This is a genomic window from Acinetobacter gyllenbergii CIP 110306 = MTCC 11365, from assembly GCF_000413855.1.
GTDB classification, from domain to species: Bacteria; Pseudomonadota; Gammaproteobacteria; order Pseudomonadales; family Moraxellaceae; genus Acinetobacter; species Acinetobacter gyllenbergii.
The window spans coordinates 261,183-284,568 of sequence record NZ_ATGG01000011.1; the positions used below are offsets into that span (position 1 = coordinate 261,183).

The 23,386-nt window shown below is 39.6% G+C and carries 22 protein-coding genes; 10 read left to right on the plus strand and 12 right to left on the minus strand.

The window, feature by feature from the left end; translation table 11 throughout:
* The first annotated feature begins 56 nt into the window (after positions 1-56).
* Entirely contained in the window at positions 57-485 is a 429-nt protein-coding gene (locus F957_RS13690; RefSeq protein WP_016540139.1) for an SgcJ/EcaC family oxidoreductase, read from the plus strand.
* A gap of 51 nt (positions 486-536) precedes the next feature.
* Here F957_RS13690 and F957_RS13685 read toward each other — a convergent pair whose 3' ends face one another.
* From F957_RS13685 to F957_RS13665, 5 genes are all read right to left on the minus strand, one after another.
* Positions 537-2,516: an esterase/lipase family protein gene (locus F957_RS13685; protein ID WP_016540138.1), complete on the minus strand. Its 1,980-nt coding sequence runs from the start codon at positions 2,514-2,516 to the stop codon at positions 537-539.
* Positions 2,517-2,840: 324 nt separating this feature from the next.
* The gene (locus tag F957_RS13680) at positions 2,841-5,006 is read right to left on the minus strand and encodes a TonB-dependent siderophore receptor (protein WP_016540137.1); all 2,166 of its coding nucleotides are present in this window, start codon (positions 5,004-5,006) and stop codon (positions 2,841-2,843) included.
* A gap of 126 nt (positions 5,007-5,132) precedes the next feature.
* The gene (gene zigA, locus F957_RS13675) at positions 5,133-6,356 is read right to left on the minus strand and encodes a zinc metallochaperone GTPase ZigA (RefSeq protein WP_016540136.1); all 1,224 of its coding nucleotides are present in this window, start codon (positions 6,354-6,356) and stop codon (positions 5,133-5,135) included.
* A gap of 24 nt (positions 6,357-6,380) precedes the next feature.
* Positions 6,381-6,770, minus strand: a complete 390-nt coding sequence (locus tag F957_RS21490) for a Fur family transcriptional regulator (protein ID WP_016540135.1) — start codon at positions 6,768-6,770, stop codon at positions 6,381-6,383.
* A 4-nt stretch (positions 6,771-6,774) separates the two neighbouring features.
* The gene (locus tag F957_RS13665) at positions 6,775-7,488 is read right to left on the minus strand and encodes a D-Ala-D-Ala carboxypeptidase family metallohydrolase (protein WP_016540134.1); all 714 of its coding nucleotides are present in this window, start codon (positions 7,486-7,488) and stop codon (positions 6,775-6,777) included.
* 112 nt (positions 7,489-7,600) lie between these two features.
* On the opposite strand from F957_RS13665, the gene folE2 reads away from it, so the two are divergent.
* Genes folE2 through F957_RS13645 form a run of 4 tightly spaced genes read left to right on the plus strand, consistent with a single transcriptional unit; the run spans position 7,601 to position 10,842 of the window.
* The gene (folE2, locus tag F957_RS13660; RefSeq protein ID WP_016540133.1) at positions 7,601-8,503 is read left to right on the plus strand and encodes a GTP cyclohydrolase FolE2; all 903 of its coding nucleotides are present in this window, start codon (positions 7,601-7,603) and stop codon (positions 8,501-8,503) included.
* The gene (gene hisI / locus F957_RS13655) at positions 8,497-8,916 is read left to right on the plus strand and encodes a phosphoribosyl-AMP cyclohydrolase (RefSeq protein WP_016540132.1); all 420 of its coding nucleotides are present in this window, start codon (positions 8,497-8,499) and stop codon (positions 8,914-8,916) included. The genes folE2 and hisI overlap by 7 nt, the downstream gene beginning before the upstream one ends.
* Before the next feature lie 20 nt (positions 8,917-8,936).
* Entirely contained in the window at positions 8,937-9,497 is a 561-nt protein-coding gene (locus F957_RS13650) for a gamma carbonic anhydrase family protein (protein WP_016540131.1), read from the plus strand.
* A complete protein-coding gene (locus F957_RS13645; RefSeq protein ID WP_016540130.1) occupies positions 9,487-10,842 on the plus strand; it encodes a dihydroorotase in 1,356 nt (451 codons plus the stop codon). The genes F957_RS13650 and F957_RS13645 overlap by 11 nt, the downstream gene beginning before the upstream one ends.
* 75 nt (positions 10,843-10,917) lie before the next feature.
* Here F957_RS13645 and F957_RS13640 read toward each other — a convergent pair whose 3' ends face one another.
* The 7 genes from F957_RS13640 to F957_RS13610 all read right to left on the minus strand — a co-directional run bounded on the left by F957_RS13640 (position 10,918) and on the right by F957_RS13610 (position 17,610).
* Positions 10,918-13,608: a TonB-dependent receptor gene (locus tag F957_RS13640; RefSeq protein WP_016540129.1), complete on the minus strand. Its 2,691-nt coding sequence runs from the start codon at positions 13,606-13,608 to the stop codon at positions 10,918-10,920.
* Positions 13,609-13,679: 71 nt separating this feature from the next.
* Positions 13,680-14,150, minus strand: coding sequence for a YbaN family protein (locus F957_RS13635; protein ID WP_016660252.1), 471 nt, complete (start codon positions 14,148-14,150; stop codon positions 13,680-13,682).
* Between the two features lie 11 nt (positions 14,151-14,161).
* Positions 14,162-14,740 (minus strand): biliverdin-producing heme oxygenase, encoded by a 579-nt coding sequence (locus F957_RS13630; RefSeq protein ID WP_016540127.1) that lies wholly within the window; start codon positions 14,738-14,740, stop codon positions 14,162-14,164.
* 67 nt (positions 14,741-14,807) lie between these two features.
* Positions 14,808-15,779, minus strand: a complete 972-nt coding sequence (locus F957_RS13625) for a FecR domain-containing protein (protein ID WP_016540126.1) — start codon at positions 15,777-15,779, stop codon at positions 14,808-14,810.
* A gap of 7 nt (positions 15,780-15,786) precedes the next feature.
* Positions 15,787-16,272, minus strand: a complete 486-nt coding sequence (locus tag F957_RS13620; protein ID WP_016540125.1) for a sigma-70 family RNA polymerase sigma factor — start codon at positions 16,270-16,272, stop codon at positions 15,787-15,789.
* A gap of 206 nt (positions 16,273-16,478) precedes the next feature.
* A complete protein-coding gene (locus tag F957_RS13615; RefSeq protein WP_016540124.1) occupies positions 16,479-17,168 on the minus strand; it encodes an LrgB family protein in 690 nt (229 codons plus the stop codon).
* A 10-nt stretch (positions 17,169-17,178) separates the two neighbouring features.
* Complete coding sequence (locus F957_RS13610) at positions 17,179-17,610, minus strand: CidA/LrgA family protein (RefSeq protein ID WP_016540123.1); 432 nt, start codon at positions 17,608-17,610, stop codon at positions 17,179-17,181.
* Positions 17,611-17,720: 110 nt separating this feature from the next.
* On the opposite strand from F957_RS13610, the gene F957_RS13605 reads away from it, so the two are divergent.
* From F957_RS13605 to F957_RS13585, 5 genes are all read left to right on the plus strand, one after another.
* Positions 17,721-18,638 carry a LysR family transcriptional regulator gene (locus F957_RS13605; RefSeq protein WP_016540122.1) on the plus strand — a complete coding sequence of 306 codons (918 nt, stop codon included), beginning with the start codon at positions 17,721-17,723 and terminating at the stop codon, positions 18,636-18,638.
* Positions 18,639-18,753: 115 nt separating this feature from the next.
* On the plus strand, positions 18,754-19,605 hold the full coding sequence (gene yghU, locus F957_RS13600) for a glutathione-dependent disulfide-bond oxidoreductase (RefSeq protein WP_016540121.1): 852 nt from the start codon (positions 18,754-18,756) through the stop codon (positions 19,603-19,605).
* A 112-nt stretch (positions 19,606-19,717) separates the two neighbouring features.
* The gene (locus tag F957_RS13595) at positions 19,718-20,326 is read left to right on the plus strand and encodes a hypothetical protein (RefSeq protein WP_016540120.1); all 609 of its coding nucleotides are present in this window, start codon (positions 19,718-19,720) and stop codon (positions 20,324-20,326) included.
* 349 nt (positions 20,327-20,675) lie between these two features.
* Positions 20,676-22,187, plus strand: coding sequence for a hypothetical protein (locus F957_RS13590; protein ID WP_016540119.1), 1,512 nt, complete (start codon positions 20,676-20,678; stop codon positions 22,185-22,187).
* A gap of 139 nt (positions 22,188-22,326) precedes the next feature.
* Positions 22,327-23,172, plus strand: a complete 846-nt coding sequence (locus F957_RS13585) for a siderophore-interacting protein (protein ID WP_016540118.1) — start codon at positions 22,327-22,329, stop codon at positions 23,170-23,172.
* The last annotated feature ends 214 nt before the right edge of the window (positions 23,173-23,386 follow it).

The following is a 23,386-nucleotide window of genomic DNA, read 5'->3' on the forward strand; positions in this document are numbered from 1 at the left end:
ACGCTAAAAGAAATGACGATCAGTGCGCTGATACGTGGATTAAAATAAGGGAAAATATGACCGTTAAAGCAACTACACCAGAGCAAATTCCATATTTATTCCAAGCAGCTTGGAATGAACATGATATGGTGGCCTTTGCCTCGTTATTTGCTGAGGATGCAAGCTTTGTAAATCGTTTTGGACACTATGTAAAAGGTATAAAAGAAATTGTTGCCTTACATCTTCCTATTCATGAAACCATCTATCGTGATTCGACGCTTCAGAATGAAATCATAGAGCTGAGTCCAATTACCGATGATGTGGTCATTATCCATTTTTGGAGCAGATTAACCGCTGGCACTGCCCATCCAGCGGGTCCACATCAAGTCGATACATTAATTCTTGCTGTTCTCAGCAAGCAAAATGGTTTTTGGCTGATCCGCGCATTAGAAAACGTAACCCTCACCAATCCACGCACAGGTCAAACAATCTTAAGAGATGGCTAAAATTCAGAAACTACGATAATTCCCATGGTTAGACGCTGGCGCTTTCAACTATCATTGAGGCAAAGCGTGCTGTTTGGCATGTAATTTTAAAATTCGTCTTAACTCCAGAATTGCTTCAGGTTTCTCTTGAATCGAATGCCCACCTTGGATAATTTTTTCTGATAATGCCCCTTCTAGATGCGAGCTGGTATATGGCACGATACCATCTGTCATTTTATTGGGGTCTTGGCTTTGCGTGATATTCCCCATAATTGAATGGTAGGCTAAACCCTTTATCGGTTGAATATCCTGACTCATTTTCATAAATTTAGACTGATAGCTTAAATCGCTCGGTCCATTTTCAATAATGCCTGATCCAAGACTGTTTTTCATTTGCTGTAGGTTAATTTTCTTTTCTGTGACCGCAACCTCAGCTGCCGCTAAAAACTTACTCGGTAAATGAATAACTTTACGTAATGCCAGTGTAAACCAGCGATCCGCATAGGCCGTACCTTTATGTGGTGTTGCAATAAAAATAACGCGATTAATTTGATCAATTGGCTGGAAGATAAAGCGCTTACTGACTGCAGGTGAAAAAATAAAATCATGAGCTTTTTCATTATTAATCGCGTCTACAGCCTGCTGGCGGATATCGCCTTGCCCCATGATCAAGCGACTAATAATTCCTCCCATACTATGTCCAATCAGAACAGCGTCAGACATTGCAGCATCTTTAGGATCATGCATTGCAAATCCCTGCTTTAACAAGGCATAAATCTGGGCACGGCTTTCTAAAATCGGCATGTTGGTAGAATAGAAAACTTGCCAAACCTGATAATGCTTACGCAGGTTCTCATCTCCTAAAATATCATTCGTCAGCGCAATCCATGCCTCTGGGCTACTGGCTAAGCCGTGAATAAAGATAATGATTTTCTTATCTGGTTGATAAGGCTCCAGTATAAATAAATGCGGCATGCTGAGTTGCTCTTTACGATCAATTAAAGTCGTATAGCCCGTGCCGCCCAAATTATTTTCAGCCAACCAAAGACCGTATGGCGCTGAGTAATTGGCTGTTAATAAATAATTATCACCTGCGACTTTCACCTCATCATGGCGAAAGGGATCGATCAGCTTTATTTCTAGTGCAGCATCTCGAAGCAAAGCCAAATTTTTAACATTGCTCTGTTTTAATGGCTGCGCTACGGCAGTGACAGATAAATATCTCGCCGTATGAATATATGGGTTTTTCTTATTGGCATAGAAAGTTTCTGGATCATAAATATAGTCTGAACTGAAGAGCTGCTTATTCTTTGCGACTAACACAAACTCTGAACCAAAGCCATCGCGACGATTCACACTATAAAATCCAGAAAAACGCATATTGTAACTCGATTGCAATAACTGAATATCTGTCGTTGCAAGTTCTGGATAATCATCGAAATTAAAATGATAAAGGTGCTGATTAATCAGTAATTGTTTAGGAAAACGAGTAAATTGATAGCGTAAATAAGCAGTCGTGATCAATCGTGAAAGTGCTACATTATAAAAAAGCCGAACCTGCGTTTGCCTCTGATCAAAAATACGTTGTTGAGGTGTATGTTGCGTTTCAAATAAATAGGCATAACTAAAACGAATACTCTGATCAAGTAAAGTCAGTACTTGATCTAAACACTGATTTTGTTTCATTGAATGCTGTCTTTCCAACAACGACACATGACATTGTTTTTCTTCACTTAAGCGTAAAGCCTGAGCCAAATACACTTCACTGGCTGCAGCATAACGTTGTTCATTATTATCAGTTAGTTTTTTTTCTAAAGTCTGTACACATCTATCGGATTGATTAATACATTCATTTGCTGGAATACCAGCAAGAAGCAAAGTATTTTGTGAAGCATCACTTAATTGAGGTCGCGTTAAGATGCTTTGAGTTTTATCGGTTAAGGATGCACTTAAACTTCGTTGTTGAAGTTTGACGAGCTGACAGGCAGATAAACTGTAAAAGAGACAAAGCAAAACAAGGCGCTTGATCAGAGTTTTTCTATTCATTGTCATGCGATTAATCCTCTGCAATACGCCTCCAAGCGTAGTTCTATCATTGCATTTCGAAGTTCAGTTCATTTTCCATGCAATAGACTGAACAAAAATAAAGGCTGATCGCAAGATAGCGTCACGTCTTAAATATCTAACCAATATTACAAAGTAAGCAAAAGAATACAGCAACATTATTAAGATAGATTGTTCTATCTATAAAACAAAAAAGAAGATGGACCATTAGTCAAAGTCACAAATAAAAAAGACCAGTGAATCCGTTAACTGGTCTTTTTCCTATTCCTTTGCTCTCATCTATTCTTAATAAAATAAAGAAAGCGACTCATTTTAGAATTTGATATTCCATGATAACTGTGCTGTACGCGGTGCCCCAAGGAATAAGTAATCATCGCCGAAGAAACTGCCCACATCTCGCCAGTATTTTTTATTAAATAGATTATCTACATTTAATCTCAAAGTATTGTCATAACCATAAGCACGGAAATTATAGGCTGTACCTGCATTAAATACCGTATAGCCCGATACTTTTACAGTACCTGTTTTCTCAGCATATTTACTGCTGCTGTATTGCATACCCGCCAGTAAACGCAGTCCTTCCACGTGTGGGAGTTGATAAGACAGATAACTCGCAAAACGCACTGCAGGAATGTTTTGAGTTTGATGGCCTTGATATTCGGCTGATTGAGTATCCTTCAAGCGTGAACGTGTCAATGCTAAGGTCGAGGTGATCTCTAGGTTTTGACCTACACGACCTTGTGCGCCGAGTTCTAAGCCAAGATTATGTTGCTCGCCATCAGCAACAAAATTACTGGCTATATCTGTATATTGGTTGTCTTGCTTTAAATTAAACAATGCTGCTGTAAACAATAAATCTTGCCATTGCTGTTTAACACCTAGCTCATATTGCGTTGAATGTTTTGGTGCCAATGTTTCAAATTTATTTTCGGCATACCACGGTGCTTGTCCACCATCACTCAGACCTTTGGCATATGAAGCATAGACATTGGTGCCTTCCCAAGGCTGATACATCAACGCAAATTGAGGTAAAAAGCGATTAAAGTTGGTATCTCGGATGTTGTTGCCATCAACATCATAAGCATCTTCATTTAGATGCAAAAGCTTTCCACCCGCCAGAATCGACCATTGCTGATTAAAATCAATTTGGTCAAGTAGGTTCAATGCCGTTTGCTGACTACTGAATGACTTGTAATGCTTACCTAAGGTTGCTTTTGAAGGCTGATAAGTCATGTTATCTGTATAGATATTTCCAGTACCTACTAATTCATTGATTGGATCATGCTGGGCATGGCGTTTATAACTATTAGATAATTCTACATTAAGTGTATGTTGCCAAGTTCCTGTGTTAAATTTTCCACTTAAGCCTGTTTTAAATTGATTGGTGAGATAACTGTCATCGGGACTACGGAAATCATAAATATCGTAATTGCCATTTTGGTCAAAAGTATTACCTAAGCCTGTCGTTTGGCATATCTCGCTATAACAGCCCCATGCAAATGCAGAATAATCATCGACCACCACTCGACTTTGTGATGCTGAAAGATTAGCGCTCCAATTGTCGTTCACTTGGTAACTATACTTTAAACCAGCATTGAGACTTTCATTACTGACGGGTTTGCCCCAGCTTTGATGACCCAATAAACGATCCCAATCCACATCTGTAGGTACTTTTTTACCATCAAGTAATTGGTAACCAGGTACGGAACGTTGGCGCTGACGTTGTGATTCAAGATCAAATTCGAGTTTTGAACGATCTGAAATTTTCCAGTCCAAAGCGACTGAACCAAACCAACGCTGTCCATTGGCATGTTCGACATACGGATGGATTTCTTCTTTGGCGAGATTGACCCGATAACCAAACTGCTGATCTGAACCAATTAAACCACCTATGTCAGCTGCTATACGATTACCAGTATGGCTATCTGCTTCAAGTGTAAAAGAACGAATATCCGCTGGACGTTTAGTTACATAGTTGACTACACCACCTGGTGTGGACATACCACTTTGAATCGCACTGATACCTTTTAAAATTTCAACCTGCTCTTTATTTTCAAGTGCAATATTTTGCTCACCTCTGACCAAGTGACCATTTAATAAGTAACTTGATCCTAAATTTAGAGCAAAGCCACGCATTACAAAGTTTGGATAATAACCAATCGGTGCATAACCCTCACCGACAGCGGCATCATTTTTCACCACATCGGTTAAGGTCTTGGCATGTTGATCCGCAATCTGCGCGGCTGTCACGGTATAAATAGAAGCAGGAATTTCAGCGAGATTTTGCTGGGTAAAACCAGATAGATTCACTTTAGGCTGAGCGTACGCAAGCTCAGAAATTTCAGCTTTTATCAGAATTGGAGCTAGTCGCGGTGTTTCAGTGTCTGCATGGACCAATACGGTGTTTAATCCGAGGCATGAAAATGAACCAACCGCCAATAATGCTTTTTGTAAACGAGAAAATGGATACGTTTTCACAGTTGTTGCCTAACCCCAAAAGATAATAATAAAGCTTACACTTTGCGGGCATGAGTATTCACAATTTTCTTAGATAGGACAAGCATGTTATGCACCATATCTAAGATTTTTTCAGCTTATTACGCTTTAGCTGGCCACGACCTGATGCCACTCTACAAAGGGATTTTCAAATTTCTGCCATTGTTCTGCACCCAAGGCCATTTCCTCATCATTTAATAAACAGGCATCAAACTGTTCAGTCAGTCCCGCCTGATCCATTTCCATCCCAATCAGCACCAGTTCTTGTCGTGCATCACCTGTTGCATCATCCCAATTTTTTGCGATGGCATCGCGGCTTGGTTGATCCTCAGGCCAGTGTTCATCTGGTACAGCCGCCCACCAATACCCTGCTACGCTATGTCTGGCCATGGCGCCTGCTTGGGACCAAGAACCTGCAAATTCAGGATGAGATGCCAACCAGAAAAAGCCTTTTGAGCGAATCACACCCTGCCATTCAGAATTGATAAAATCGAAAAAACGTTGTGGATGAAAAGGTCGTCTGGCCCGATAGACAAAACTACCGATCCCATATTCTTCAGTTTCAGGCCTATGTTCTCCTCTTAACTCTTTGAGCCAACCCGGTGCTTGCGCGGCTTCATTAAAATCAAATAGCTTAGTATCTAAAATTTTATCCAGATTCACTTGCCCAAATTCAGAAATTTCAATTTTTGCTCTCGGATTGAGTGAATGTAAAATACCCAATAGCTTTTCTTTTTCTTCTACGTCAATCAGATCTACTTTATTCAGTATTATCACATCGCAGAATTCAATCTGATCAATTAAAAGATCAACCACATTGCGTTCATCCTGCTCACCTAGTGATTCTCCTCGTGAAGTTAAACTATCGACAGAACCATAATCTTTCAGAAAATTATAAGCATCAACCACAGTGACCATGGTATCCAAGCGAGCAAATTCAGACAGAGAAATGCCATTTTCATCTTCAAAGATAAACGTTTCTGCTACAGGTAATGGTTCAGAAATTCCTGTAGATTCAATGACCAATTGATCAAAACGCTTATCTTCCGCTAAGCGACGGACCTCGATCAGTAAATCCTCTCGCAGCGTACAACAAATACAGCCATTACTCATTTCTACCAGCTTTTCATCGGTCCTTGACAGCTCAGCACCGCCCTCACGGACCAATGCTGCATCAATATTGACCTCTGACATATCATTGACAATCACTGCAATTTTGCGCCCTTCGCGATTGTTTAAAATATGATTGAGTAATGTGGTTTTACCTGCACCTAAAAATCCTGACAAGACGGTTACAGGGAGTTTGGATGGAGTGGCTAAAGAAGGATTCATTGGCTTTCTCACTGGTTAAATATGTTAGTTTTGAGGTTTTGCAGCACATGAAAAACATCGTCCCAATATTTCCAAATATGGGTATTGAGGCTTGAACTTTTGCGCTTTGGTTGTGGTTTCTACACAGCTGCGAAGCTGTGGAATGGTGATGCTTTGCACGCTCTGACACTCTGTACAAATTGTGATGAGTTGATAGTTGGAACTCATTTCAGCTTGTTTACTGGCGTACATATTTAATGTATTCAGTTTCAGGATGAGACATTGATCTGTGAGCTTTTTCAAAATTCTGTAGATTTGCATTGGTGCTTGAAAACCATAAGGTCTGGCCTTTTCTAATAGTTCATAAGCACTCATGGCTTTATTCTCAGTGCTTAAAATGTCTAAAATTTTTTGCTGGGCGCTTGCGAGTTTCATCTTTTTATACCTTATTCTTTTTGAAAAAATTATTTATGCACGGTGATGAGCTATAACGATGGTCGACTCCCCATGTGCGATATCCCGCCGTATCAATATGGATTTGTCCAGATGCATATACACCTAAGCCCAAATTGAGTGCTTCTCCATGGTCTTGCCAAAATTGGCAAAGTTTGGTTTTGGTCTCTTCAATATGTGTTTGTTCGATTAGATCGGGACTTTCACTTCCGATACGAAAATCCAATGCAGCATTAAAAACATGCCGTGAAGCATTTGCGCCTCCTGCACACCGATTTAAATCATCGTTTCGATAAACCGAAGTCACAGTGAACTGATCAATTAGCTTTTGTTCAATCCATTGATTTAAAATACTTAATGTCGGGACAATATTGCTCCATAGTTCTCTTGGTGGGATTTCATATTCAACATAGTTGCATTTTTGCCAATCTCTCGCGGTCTGAAAAAATTCAAAATCTGGAATATAAGAATTAAGCCCCTGACGCTTTAGAAATTTTTTGTAGGCTTGTATTTGCTGTTGGTATTTCGGGTGACTCATCCACAGTTGATATGAGCTTGGTACTTGTTTCTCTTGCACGATCAATTCAGGTCGTGTGAGATTGGTCTGAGGTAGAACCGTCTGTTCTGGCTGAATCGTTTGCTGTGGGGAATGACAGGCAGAAAGCGCACAAATGCAGCCAAATAGATAAATTTTTTTCATTGTTTGATTCGCCAGATTCTCTCAACTCAAATTAACTTGGCAGCGAACTTGTCGATGCATATTGTTATGTTATAACATAACAATATGCATTACAACTGAAGCAAATGAAGAAATGAATCTCGCCCTACCTGATATCTCTGCTGAATCTCATCTTCCCAAAGCCTATAGCTATGCCCTTGACTGGGTTGGCATGGAAAACATTGCATTACCTATTCGGTTGGAAAATACCTTATGTCAAAGCCAAGTCAATGCTTATGTCAGTCTGGATGATCCTTTAGCCAAGGGCATCCATATGTCTCGGTTGTATACACGCCTATTAGAATTAAGCTCGATTCAAAATATTAATTTGGCTGATCTTGAATTGACACTCATGGATTTTCTGGAAAGCCATCACGATCTATCCAAACATGCCAAAATTGAAATTCACAGCGAGCTTTATATCGAACGATCCGCACTGATTAGCAACTTATCAGGATGGAAAAGCTATCCCTTTATGCTGTCATGCCAACTGTTAAATGATCGATTTGAGGCTGAACTTAGAGTTGAAATTCCCTATTCTTCGACCTGTCCTTGTTCTGCCGCGCTTGCTAGAAATATTATTCAGCAACGCTTTGAATCGGCGCTGCAAAAACAGGAAATCGGTCTAGATCAACACGAGATTCTGAACTGGCTGAGCAGAACCGATGCGATTGCGGCAACACCGCATAGCCAAAGAAGCTTTGCCATTCTTCATTTCAAATTAGATCGAAATATAAAGCATATCCCATTGATCTTATTTATTAATCAAGCTGAACAGGCTTTAATGACTCCTGTTCAGACAGCAGTCAAACGCATTGATGAGCAGGCCTTTGCAATTGCCAATGGTCAAAACCTGATGTTTTGTGAAGATGCGTTGAGACGGCTCTATGGCACGTTTATCCATCACCACAGTATTAAAGCTTTCAATTTCAAAGTCATTCATGCAGAAAGCCTACATGCACATGATGCAGTCGCTCAAGGTTCATGGCAATGGTAGAACAGACGATCTTCGAGCAAATGGAACATGCTGTTCTAGGACAACAATTTGCCTTTGATAGTGTATTTGAACAGATCAAATGGAATCAGGATGGACTAATTCCAGTCATTACCCAAGCGCAGCAGAACAAAGCCGTTTTAATGATGGCTTGGGTAAATCGAGAGGCTCTACTCGAAACCTTAATCACCAGACAAGTTTGTTATTGGTCCAGATCTCGTCAATGTTTATGGCGCAAAGGTGAAAGTTCAGGTCATCACCAATATTTGATCGAGGCTCGTCTCGATTGTGATGGCGATAGCCTGTTGTTGGTGGTCAATCAAATTGGCCCTGCCTGCCATACATGGCGTCCCAACTGCTTTTATCTGGGAATAACGACTGATCAAGTCACTATCTTAACTGAACCCATGCTTTAACTTATTCAAACGGTCATCCTATGTTACGAAAAAACCCAACTGGACATTTGCCTGTCATTGATCAGTCTGCCTATGTGGACCAAACCGCGATTATCTGTGGCAAAGTGATAGTACACGCCAATGTGTTTATTGGTCCTTATGCTGTCATTCGCGCCGATGAAACCAATGAAAATGGAGAAATGGAACCCATCAGCATTGGCGCTAACTCTAATATTCAAGATGGTGTGGTGATTCATTCCAAAGCAGGTGCCGCTGTGATCATTGGCGAGAACTCATCTATTGCGCATCGTTCCATCATTCATGGGCCTTGTGAAATTGGGCATCATGTTTTTGTGGGATTTAACAGCGTGCTGTTTAACTGCAAGATTGGTGCTCACAGTGCAATCCGACACAATGCCGTTGTCGATGGACGAGATTTACCTGCATATTTTTATGTACCGGCTATGAGCTATATCAATCCAAAAACTGATTTAAGCCAATATCCTCCTATTGATATCTCGATCACTGAGTTTTCAGAAAGTGTCGTCACCACCAATATTGAGTTGGTCAAAGGCTACAAGGCATTACACAATGAATTTTAAACAGTATCCAAACATCATTATTCGCAATGCTAATCTGGTCAATGAAGGAAGGCAGCAGATCGCAGATGTGCTTATTCAAAATGGTCGAATTGAAAAAATAGCGACAACAATAACAGGAATATTTAATGCAAAAACCATTGATGCTCAAGGGGCTTGGCTTATCCCAGGCATGATTGATGATCAGGTTCATTTCAGAGAACCAGGTGCGCCACACAAAGGAAGTATTGCCTCAGAATCCATGGCAGCCACAATTGGTGGTATTACCAGCTATATGGATATGCCCAATACCAATCCCCCGACATTAGATCTTGAAAGTTTGCTGCAAAAGAAGCAGATTGCAGCACGGCAGAGTCGAGCAAATTATGCTTTTCATTTTGGCGTGAGTGCAAATAACTTAGACCTCATTGAACAACTTGATCCAAAACTCGTCAGCGGTGTCAAAGTTTTTATGGGGGCATCTACAGGCAATATGCTGGTGGATGATCCCAAAACACTTGAACGTTTATTTGCCAATGTCCCGACGATCTTGCTGACCCATTGCGAATCGACACCTCAGATCAAAAAGCAACAAGCGCTACATTTACAACAATACGGCGCAGATATTCCCGCGCGAATGCACCCCAAAATTCGTGATAAACATGCCTGTTTTGAAAGTTCGCGCCTAGCGGTTTCATTGGCCGAAAAATATGCGACTCAACTCCATGTCTTGCATATATCAACCGCCAAAGAACTCTGCTTATTTAAAAATCTACCTTTAAATAGAAAGCATATCTCTGCCGAAGTTTGTATTCATCATCTTAGTTTTGATGATTCAGACTACGAAACACTTGGGCATTTAATTAAATGTAACCCCGCAATTAAAACCCTACAGGATAAACAGGCGCTCATCACTGCCCTTGCTCAGAGTAATCGTTTAGATATTATTGGCACGGATCATGCACCACACACATGGGATGAAAAGCAGCAATCATATTTAAATGCTCCCGCTGGCCTGCCACTGGTTCAGCATGCATTGCCTGCACTAATGGAGCTGGTAGCAGATCGAAAACTGAGTATCGAAACGTTGGTGCGTAAAACATCTCATCAAGTTGCAGACCTGTTTAAGATCAAAGATCGGGGCTATATTCGAGAGGGCTATTGGGCTGACCTCGTATTATTGCGTAAGAATCATCAAGCAATCGCGGTGAAAGATCAAAAAAACTATATGCACTGTAATTGGAGCCCGTTTCAGGATAGGACTTTTCGTTATCAGGTCGATACCACCATTGTTTCTGGCCAACTGGCTTGGCATCAGCAACAGTTATTTTTAAATTGCCAAGGTCAGGCCTTGGACATAGATCGCTAAACTCGGTTATGTATCAATTGAAAAATTCGCTATTCAAGCCCCTAGTTAAAATATAGGGCTTGAATAACTTTCCGTTTAGAATTTAATTTCTATCCCAGCTTTGATGGTGCGGCCAGGAATCGGCATTCTAATCACAGTACCTGGATCAAAGTTATAACGGTTGGTCAGGTTGTCGACATTAAAAGAAAGAGCCAGATTAGGGTTCCACTGATAACTCGCAAACACATCAATTAAAGTTTCAGAAGAAATCTCTGTTACTGCCCGTCCACTGACCCCTGTACCAGCTAACCAGCCTTTCGGGTTTTTCTTTTCTGAATGATATCTGGCACGCGCACCTAGAACGAGTTTATTGTCCAATAGGTTTTTACCTACCGTCAGATTCAAAATCTTGCGAGGTGGAAGACGAGTTGAAATCAAGCTCCAAGAATCACCAACCTCATTACAATCTTCTTTGCTCGCAGGACAAACTTTAGGCGCTTGATATAAGGTACCATTCAAACTAGTAAAGAAACTTGGATGATGATAAGCAAGATCAAACTCTAAACCTTTGAGTACGACTTGATTATAATTTACAAAAGTATAAGAGGTGGTATAAGGAAGAATAAAATCTGGTGTAATCTGATTTTCAATATCTTTTTTCTGCACGCCTTGAGTTAGAAAATCTTTGGTTTGATTACGGAAATAATTAAGATTGAATTTTAAATGATCGGCTGCTGAGAATAGATTGTCACGCTCTCCAACAAAACCCAGCTCTATCAGACGAGAATTTTCCGATTTAATTGGTAAATCAGGATCATAGCTAAAGGTTTGACCCGACACTGTCGATTCAAATAAACTTGGACTACGGTAGGTATTTGAAAGTTTCCCATAGACATCAATCCCATTGACGATTTGATAGTTCAACTGGGACATCCAATCTATTTTTCCCTCATATTGACGTGCTGCATAACCTTTTGCATTTAAGTCTGAATGCGCGATTGGCGTCATTGGTCGATATTGATCACCATAGTCTTTTACTTTTGCTTTATGCCATTTACTGCCTAGGCTCAAAGTGAAATCATTAAAAATATAATCGCCGTTGAGAAAGACTGAGGATTCTTTACGTAACCCATCACGGGCAATTTCATGATCAATAAGATTCTGCGGCTTCATCCGCTGTTCATCATAAGTTAGACCATAATTTAAGGTCAAATTCTCAACTTTACTGGTGTTTTCTAAATTTAGGCCAGTTCGATAATCTTGAAAACTCCCCCAATATTGATCACCATAACTTGAATTTTTCATACCAATCATGCCATTATGCTGACGATATTTGGCATTGGTATGCCAAATGCCCAGTTCCAAATCGACCCAGTTATTCTGTTTAGGTTTGTAGGTATAACTACCACTCAAGGCATTAATGGCGGCTGAACCAAGTGACCATTGTGGCATGGTATACGCATTTTCAATGTATTGTGGCTCAACATAGTCACCATCGATATAGCCGTAGGGTGGTGAATTTGGATCAATGACCTTTGATCGGCTCCAATAAAACGCCATCACTTCACCCGCTTTTTGTACATGGCGTCGCATATTTACTTCAACACGGTGTTCATCACTGAGATTGACACCAGCTTTGATAATTCCCGAATCGCTTTGATAACTGGTATTCACCACTTCCTGACCTGGACCAACGTCGAGGATATCCCGTTTCTCATAATAATCAATACCATGTTTTCCAGCATAGTAGTTGCCGACCTCTCGTTTACTATAGGCAGCCACCAAGTCAAACATCTCATTCCGATAAGCCAGAGCAAGTGTTCCCGCACCATTCTGAAAATTGTTTGAAGAAATTTTATTGTGGAGCAGATAAGACATCTGCTCCTTTTCATTATCAGAGGTATTAGGCGTTTTATTATTGTTATAAAAACTGCCTTTAAGCATGACACCCGCGTTTTGGTTAGGAAGTAGAATATCATTGACGCTTAAGGTTCGCATTTTTACAATGCCACCAATTCCCCCTACACTGAATTTTGCGCGTGAAGCACCTTTTTCAACCTCAATTTGGCTAATTAAATCCATATCAATATAGGTACGATCACTTTCCCCTTGATAACCCCGAAAGGTATGACTCGATTGTAGACTTCCATCAATCACCACTGGAACACGCCCTTCACCCTGCATCCCGCGAATTCCAATGTCAATTGCGCCTGCCTCATTCCTTAAACTGTTGACCTGCACCCCAGCAATATCAGAAAAAACATCACCATTACCCGTCCCCCTAAATCGATTAATCTGTTCCCGATTAAGATGACTGGTATTCACCTTGGCTTTTTGTGGTTCAGCATTCACTTTAATCTCAGGCAGAACAACAACATCTGTTGCCATTTGATTGAATGACTCCACGCGCTGACTATTCGTATTGATTTTTTCAGAATATGTGGATGTTGCTTGAGCTTGGGGAAGTAATAAGTAGGTCGAGCCTTGTCGTATGATACGATAAGGCTGATCAGCCAATAGGTAATCAAAGCCTTTCTGTATGGAGTATTGTCCTGTAATGCCTTTGCTTTGTAGCCCTTTTAGCAGTTTAGAATCATAACTTAAGACAATGCCAGACTGTGCAGCAAAGCTGGACAGTACATAACCCAATTGGTTTGCAGGAATTTGATAGTATTTTTCCGAAGTCGGTTTCTCAAGAGCTGTAACCGACGAGGTGATTTCGGCATAAGCCCCATGTATACAGACACAATGTATGAGAATTGCCAAAGTTTGCTGCTTGAATTTCATAAGGAGATCCACATTAGGTAATGATTTTCATTTTCACTAACTATTACCCAGTGATTTCGAAGAATGTGACATTAACTTTCAATTTTTTCTGATCTGCTCCATATCCATACTAAACAAATAAGCAATATCAATAGGAGGCTTAACTTTAAATGCATATGTATGGAAGAAAAAAATAAACTGATTGAAATCAATACACAGCTAAAGGTCAGCATGAACTTGCGTAAGCGGGAAATCTTTTTAAACCCGCCCTGATATTGCATCATTAGCAGATTGACATAGCGATTTTGAAGCAACCATTGATGTAATCTTGAAGAGCTTCTGGCTGCAAAAAAGGTGGCTAAAAATAAAAAGTCTAAGCTAGGCACACCCGGTAAAATAATGCCCAGTACGGCCAAAATCAGACAAAGTATGGTCAAAACTATATAAGCACCACGCACCAGCGGTGATGCATGAAGTTTCACTTTGTGTATGCATGGAGAAGGCTCAGCATGAACTGAATCTTCTCCTTTTGTCTGTTGAGCTAAAGACGCATCTTTTTGCATAACTTTTGTGCTTAAAGCATATTTTTTAACAAGCTTCCAAAATAATCAAAGGCTTGTTTAGCACCCTGAATCACTTGTTCCTGTTCATGCTGGCTCAGCTCAGCCGTATCCAGTTCATTGATAAAATGCTTCCATACTTTTGCTCGTCCTTCAGGATAGGCAGCCAAATTGCGTGCTCCAAAGTCAGCAGACAAGCCTAACTGTTGTTGTGCTTGTTTAAATAAAAAAGCGGCGCCTAAAGTTGAACCTTCTGAGACATAAATCCAGCCTAAGGCTTCAGCAAAGCCGACCTTTTCTGTAACGAGTTGCTGCGCATCAGGTTTGATTCCGAGATCATATAAATCCAATAATGCCGCTTGTGAACGACCACGAATATCCAAGTCAGTAATCAACGCAGATACTTCAGGATGGCGAAACAGATGTTCGACATTTTGCTGAAAATAATATTGCCCTAGAGTAAATTGAGCATAATGCTGCGAATCTAAAAAGACTTGTGCTTGGTGCATTAATTGGTGCATATATTCATGTTGACTCACAGTTTCATTTTTTAACCGTAAGGCAAGTTGATTGGTCGCAAGTAAAGTTGACATCAGTTTTTCCAGTGTGTTTGCTATAATCTTATTACCCGTTCAATACGCAAAAGCTGACAAAAAAATTCTATTCTTTTTTCACACCTTTATTATTCGCCTGAATTTTAATGAAATGATCATTGAAAGATCGATCCATTTTGATGGGATAACTCAATTCCAGCGCCGCCTGTAAATCCGTTACATTATTTACAGGAAAGGAACCCGAAACTTTTAATTCTCTCAATTGTGGATCGATGTCGATATATTGATGTCGATAACGTCCAATCTCTTGGAATAGCTGCGCCAAAGGCATGTCAAAAGCCATAATCATCTGGTTTTTCCATGCAAATACATTTGAATCTAAAGGACCCAAAGCGTTAAAGTTTGTATCATCAAAACATAACTGTTCACCCGCTTGCACAACTGTCATTTTTTGAGATTGATTCAAGGTAACTTTTACCGCACTTTCAATGACCCCTAAGCAGGTTTGTTGTTGCTGGTTTTGCAGATATTGCACATTGAAAACAGTTCCTAATGCTTGTAAATGAGCCGATTGCGTCTCTACAAAAAATGGACGATAACCCTGCTGCTCATGTGCGGTATGAATTTGTATTTCGCCATAATGTAAGTGCAGTGTTCGTTGTTGGGATGTATAACGGATATCCAAAGCAGTGTCTGTATTGAGTTGGAGTTGCGTTCCATCCTCAAGCTTCACAATTTTTTGTTCACCTTTTGCTGTGCTGTAATCTGCCAACCATAAATATTTATAATCAGACTGCCAAGCGACGAGCCCCCCTAAACAGGCAAAACAAGCCAATAGAAGTTGTTTGCTCCATTTAAACTGAGCAGCATGATTGCCGGCTTGGATCACTGCCTGCCCGTTCTCTGGAAAATAGTCTAGACTTGTCAATAAACGTTCTGCTTTAGCCCATGCCATTTGATGTGCTGCACTCTGAGCTTTCCAGTGTTCTAATTCACATTGCTCAGTTTCGGTCAATTCAGCTGTCTGAATTTTTAGAATCCATTCAGCAGCCTCAGTCAAAATTTGTGCTTGAGACATTAAAATATCAATCCATGACTGCTAAACATTGAGTCAGTACAGTCACTAAATCTCGCATAACCGTTCTTGTCGAAATATTCAAACGCGTTGCGATTTCCTGTTGTGTAAGCCCTTCCAGTTGTGACCAGATAAAGACCTGCTGTTGACGTTCTGGTAACTGGTTGAGTAATTGATTAATTAAACACAAAGATTCAATGGCTGAGAGTTTTTGCTCAGGTGTAATTTCATCATATTCAGCTCGGCTTGCAAGCGCCTCCAAGTAAGCTTTTTCTATTGATTTACGTTGATACCAGTTGATTAGCAGGCCTTTCGCAACTGTTGTCAAAAGTGCCCGTGGCTGATCAAAATACAATTGATCTTTACGTTTCAGAATACGAATAAAGGTGTCATGGGCTAAATCCGCAGCATCCTCACTCTGATTAAGACGACGCTTTAACCATTGATATAGCCAAGAGTGATGATGACGATAGAGCGTATTGATGGGATCAGACATTTTTTAAAGGAGAATGAGAATTATTAGCAATATCTTAGCAAAAAATAAGTGAATAAAAACGCCTCTTTTTCTTTCTCAAGTATTTTTTTAATTTTTCTTCCGTTCACAAGCATCGAATGCTAAAGGTTTAAACATCCAATGCCCTTCCCTTTGTTGCTTTGAAAAGGCGTTATCATTTTCAAATTTATAAAAGCCATTTTAACGCTTTAGATTAGCATCCATAAATGTATCGCGAATGGTCCAACCAACACCATCAAAATACCCGCAATCACCATGGTTAAACTTGCGATTACCCCTTCTTCACTATTACGTTGCTGAGCTCTCACCGTGCCAAAGCCATGTGCTGCATTACCCAATGCAGCGCCGTTTGCCACATTGGAGCGGATTTTGGTGATGGCTAAAATAGCATCACCACAAATCATCCCGACCAACCCAGTAATCACTGTAAATAAAGAAACCAAAGCTGCTGAACCATGGATATCTTCTGCCAAAATCATGGCAAAAGGTGTTGAAATGGAACGAGCCATTAAACTTTGGGTTACCTCGGGACTAAAATGAAATAACTTTGCCATTTCATAGGCAGAGATCACACCAACACTCATCCCGACCACAATCGCAATCGATAGTACACCCAAATTTTTACGAATCGTTTCCCGATAACGGTAAATTGGTACGGCGAATGCAACAGTTGCTGGCCCGAGTAAATTCACAATCCATTGCGTATCTTGTGCATAGGTCTGATATGAAATTCCAAAGATCGCCATCAACAGAATCGTGACGACGGGCACGCTAATCGCAGGTGATAACCATAGTTGAGGGTGTTTTTGATAGATACGCTTTGCCACGATGTAAGCAAGCAGCGTCCAGATCAAACAAACAATTGACCACATATTCATTTTGACTGCCTTAGCTATGCTTATGTTGAAAGTGTTTACGTCCGTGTAAATAGGACTTTAAGCGGTTGTAATAATGGATGGTCAAACACGTACTCAACATGACTAAAATTGTCCCAACCGCGATACTCAAGACAATTTGCCAGCCTTCCGTCATAAACAGGCTTTTATATTGCACGACAGCAACGACCACAGGTACAAAAAACAGCAATAGCTCTCCTAAGATAAAGGTCGCGCCCATTGCCACTTGATCCATCTTAATCACTTTAAAAAACAAGCTGAAAAGCAGTAGAAACATTCCCAATATCCCTGCTGAAATCGGGATACCCAGTTTCTGGTTTAAGACATAACCTGCCAACCAAAATGCAGCAAGAATCAGAATTTGTTTAAATAACATCAAGAGTGAATTTTTTGGGAGAGATTTAGAAACAGCTTCGGTACTCATTTAACAACATCAAATGGTGAACAACATGATTATCTTATCCACTGTGCATCGATGTAATATGAATTATTCATGCTAAAATTATGCATAAATGGAATAATTTTAGATTGACTATGCTTTCTCTCAAATCATTACAATGCTTTGTTCATTTGGTTAAAAGCAAAAGCTTTACCCGTACCGCTGAAGCGCTCTCCCTAACGCAGCCGACCATCAGTAAAATGCTGCAACAGCTTGAAGAACAACTACAGGTACAGTTGTTTGTAAAGCCTGAACATGGTCGAAAAAGACAAGTTGAGCTGACTGAAATTGGGCAGCGTATTTATCAACATGCTTTAGGATTACTGCAAGCTGAGCAAAATATCTTTTTAGAAATTGAAAATTATCAACAATTAAATACAGGCACCTTAAAACTCGGTGTGCCACCACTCGGTGCTCAACTGCTCACCACCGCCCTGTTTGATTATCACCAACAATGGCCCCGTATTGAGCTGTCCTTTCTCGAAGTCGGTTCTCGAGGGATCGAGCAAGCGCTGTTAAATAATGAACTCGATGTGGGGGTATTATTGCAGCCCTTTGATCAGCAAATTTTCAACAGTATTGAACTGTGTGATTACCCACTGATGGTGCTATTGCGACGAGATGCAACTTGGGCAAACCGGAAGAAAATAAATTTGGAAGAACTGCAACAGCAATCCTTTCTGATGTTTCCTGAAAATTTTTCGCTCAACAGCATCATTCTTGATGCCTGCCAACAGCACGGCTTTTATCCAACGATTGCTTGCCGTACCAGTCAATGGAATTTATTGGCTGATATGGTACTACAACGTATGGGTATTGCTCTACTGCCACAATATTATACCGATATGCTTGATCCCCAATTATTCGCAGCAATCCCGCTGGAAAAGCCCAACATTCAATGGCATTTGGCCATGGCATGGAAAAAAAACCTTCCTGTCTCTCCTGCAGTACAAGCATGGCTCAGTGTAATTCATCAACATTTTCAAAAAATTAGGCCCAAGTTAGAGCCGTGAAAAAGAGGAATAACATTCTCAGAAAAATGGATAAAGCTTTGCCACAAAAAAGCTACCCAATCTTGGGTCAGCTCGCCTAGACTAGAATGATCTGTTGATCATATGGCAAATAACAATGAGTGATTCAAACTATATCCCCCCGCAAGTTTGGCAATGGACTGGAGAAAAATCTGATTTAAATCAGCCGACGTCAGGCAGCCGCTATGAACATATATTACCTATTGGTAAACATCCGCTTCAATTGTATTCATTGGCAACGCCAAATGGCCAGAAAGTGACGATCCTGCTTGAGGAACTATTAGCCTTAGGATATCAAGATGCCGAATACGATGCATGGTTGATTAAAATCGGTGAAGGTCAACAATTCAGCAGTGGCTTTGTCGAAATTAATCCGAACTCTAAAATTCCAGCACTGGTTGATCATAGTCAGAATCCACCAATCCGTGTTTTTGAATCCGGTTCGATTTTGCTCTATTTGGCGGAAAAATTTAAAGCCTTTATCCCAACAGATATCGCTGCACGCACCGAATGTCTGAACTGGCTATTTTGGCAAATGGGAAGCGCACCCTACCTCGGTGGTGGTTTAGGGCATTTTTATGCTTATGCACCTGTGAAAATTGAATATGCGATCAACCGCTTTGCCATGGAAACCAAGCGCTTATTGGATGTTTTAGATCAACACTTAGCAAAAAATGAATATTTGGCTGGTACAGAATATTCCATTGCTGATATTGCGGCTTTTCCTTGGTATGGCAGTTTGGTCAAAGGTTGGGTCTATAATGCAGATGAATTCCTAGCTGTAGATCAATATAAACATGTACAACGCTGGGCAGATGCGATTCTGGCACGTCCCGCTGTGCAACGAGGACGAATGGTCAACCGTACTTTCGGAGACTTGGAAACCCAACTACATGAACGCCACGATGCCAGTGATTTTGAAACCAAAACGCAGGATAAACTTCAATAAAAAAGATTTAAGTCAAATTTTTATGCTAGTTCACTAGCATAAAAATTTTATATGCAACGCAATGAAAGAAATAGCTTAATAAAAACAAAGTAATATCTTCTATGGTTCACACATGAAACTGTATCAATTATTATCTTATCGAATCCTCCCCTTATTTATGTGCTTGGGCCTTAGTTCATCAATTTGCTCAGCAAAAAACTTATCGCTTTTGCTGGATAAAGATGTGCAAGAATCATTAATTACAATCAATGGAAATGAATTTATTGAAAAAAATCAAATAAAGGCACTGGCCAATAAAAGTTATCAATATTTTTCGGTTAAGAAAGAAAATGGAATGATTTATGAAGCGTATATCAGACGATGCGCTGGTGATTATTTAAAAAATCTTGATAAAAAAGAAGCAAAAGCATTCGAAATCTGTAATCATGAGGTCATAGAGAGTTTAGATGAATTAATGAGCCAAACTAAGGCTTTACGTATACATTTTACAGGTAGCCAATATGTCTATGATGGCGATGAGAATTCTACCCTGTTTCATTATTATTCTTTTGTTCATGTTAAAAATTACTATATGACTAATGATCAAAAACATCCAATGTATGGGGTAATATATCGCTGTAAAGTGAAAGCTGAGACAATGGGATTAGAGGAATTTGTTGAGTCCGCAAAAAATACTTGTGCCAACACAATTGCTGTATCAGCCTCATCCTCTTTGAAATGAGCGCCGATAATTCAGCATATTGTGACTATTAGTCGTTGATTTAAAATACACATCTGACTGTAATAGCTTATTCATTAAAGCAACTTAAGTATGTATAAAGTAATATTTTACCTATCAATGTAATCAATATAAAAGCACTTATTTCATCATAACAATTTGTATAAAAAAGATTTTTCCACCAATCAACAAATTTATTGCAACATTTTCTCTATTCAAAAAAGTCAATCAATTGCGCTATTTTCGCTATTTTGTATTTCATGATTTGGCTTTATTCTGAAAGATACAATGGAAAAAGCATAGAAGACATCCTAACCTAGGATTTCTGGATTCAATAGATGGGAGTAGTGAGTTGAGTAATAAATTACAGTCTAAAAATGATGGGATACAATTTCCAATTCAATCCGGCAAACAGGCTCCCAGTACGACAAATACAGCAAAGAAAATTCTATATGCCGCATTGAGTAGCGTTGATTCTCCACTTGCATCACAACTTAAAGCAGAAAAAAATTGGAGAAAAAAATATCCAGCTTACTTTCAAGAACTTGTAAAAACAGGAATTAGCTCGGTACATTATCCATTACTTATTGCCCAAAATGGTCTAGATGCAGCTAAAAATCTCTTCACATTTAATAGAGCTGGTCAACAATCGACGTTAGAACAAGCAATGTCTGATATTAAAGACCAACCTTTTGATAACTATGTTTTAAAGGGCGTAGGTAATTCTGCGATTGAACCTTGGTATATTCCTTTCAATGGAGAAAAATTACAGGGACAAGCATTACTCGAACAAATAGATCAATGGGAAAAACAGCAGATCATAGAACCAAGCCATGCTAAGGCATTACGTTTACTGCAAGCACACCCAGAATGGTTTGATTTATCTACCCGAACGATGGTACTGTTTGGTGCTGCATCTGAAGCAGGTCCTTTAAGTTGGTTGGCAAAATGGCGTGCCAATATTATTGCGATTGATTTACCAAATCCTCAAATATGGGAAAAAATTACTCAAACAGTTGAGCAAGGTAACGCGACATTGATCGCTCCACAGATCAGCTTAGCCAATAAAGAGAAACAGCTCGGTGCCAACCTATTAACCCAAACTCCAGAAATTGCGAATTGGCTGAATACCTTTGCAGAAACCTTAGACCTTGCAGGTATTGCATATTTAGATGGTGAAAAACATGTCCGTGTTTCAATCGCTATGATTAGCATTATGGAGCAAGTGAGCAAACAAAAAGCGGACAGCAGTATCATGTTTATGCTGACGCCAACTGATATTTATGCGATTCCAAAAGCTGTAGTGAACTCCATACAAGAAAAAACTCAACGGCGTCCAATGATAGAAAAGTTACTCACTCGATCTATTCACAATATTTCCTTGACTAACTTCTTTAAACCAAATGCAAAGCAGTTAATCCAATCTGATAATGGTCAGCAGTACGGTATCTCCGATTGTATGGTCATTGAACAAGGGCCGAACTACGCCCTTGCTAAACGCCTACAACAATGGTTTGCAATACGCAGCCGTGCACGTGGCCAAAAAACGGTCATCAATATTGCACCCTCTACAACAACACACTCCGTGGTTAAAAATCCAATTCTCAAAGCTGCCTTTGCTGGTGCAGATTTATTTAAAGTAGAAACATTCAGTCCAGAGACGACCAATGCCATCATGGCAGCGCTTTGGGTACATGATTTAAATAATCCAGAAAGTGCGACCAATCCAACCAAACAGTTAAATCATCCTTTAGATTTGATTATGGAAAATGCCAATCATGGTGGCTTGTGGCATGTACCTTACTTGGCGCGAACGGCTTTACCCTTTGCAGCTGCATATGGTTGGATAAGAGGAAAGTTCTAACAAAAAGTTATTTTAAGCTGAGCGAGAAAATGTCGAATGCATTCTCTCGCTCTTATTTTATGCTAAAGTTATTGCAAATAATTATCATTACCATGCATAATTAATGAAATTTCACTTAATTATGATAGGTAAATTGACAATGACTAAGCAAAAAGTGACTTCAAACGATAATAATATACTCAAACAAAACGATCATATGAGAAATCTCGAACAGACCGAGATGACAATCACTGCAATTTCAAGGCCATTCCCAAGCATTTTAAGAGTTCATGGTAAAATTAATACAAATCAACCAGGTATGTGGGATAAGCCAAATTTAGCTGTCCGTATTGAAGTTTCTGAAAATTTAACCCGTGTTTATACTATTCGCTCATTTAATCGTGATCACCACGAAGTAGAAATTGATCTGATTGAACATGAAGATGAGAGTCCTGCAATGCAATGGATACATCAAGCCAAGGTAGGAACAAAAACGCAGCTGATTGGACCAAGACCACATTTTGTTCCAGATTTTGAAGCAGAAAAGCATATCGTGATGTTTGCTGATGACACCGCCCTTCCTGCGCTTTATTCAATCTTGCAACATTGGCAAAACAATATAACTGCAGATATTTTTGTTGAAAGTCATGACGCCAATATTTGCGAATATCTTCCAAATCAAGAAAATGTTCAAATACATTTACTGCAAAGAGAACGCCAAGATCAAGCAGGAAAAATGGGGCTGTTGCTAAAAGCTGCTTACCAATTTAAAGAAACAAATGACCTAGTTGTTTGGGCTGCATGCGAACGGAATGAAGCCAGAGCAATTCGCAAATTCTTTTTAGAGGAAAAGTCACTACCTAAAAAAGATGTACAAGTGACAGGTTATTGGAATGTTGGTCTTTCAAGTACGATTTTAGATGAAGTGCGTCTTGAGTATTATCGAAAGCATATCAATGCAGGAAAAACACTAGAGAGCTTTGATGATTTAGATATGTTAGTTTAACGCTAAAGTACTGATAGCCAAAGATATCAATCAAAGCTTAGAATCTTTGGCTATTTAATTTTAAAATAGAATTTATTTAGCTAAATACTGATGTTTTATTCTAAAATATTATCTCCACCACTTTTCTTGTACGAGTAGTCCCTACATTTAATAAAACCCACTCTAACCATTTAAAAATCAATAAATTAAATTAAAAATAGAACAAAAAACCAAT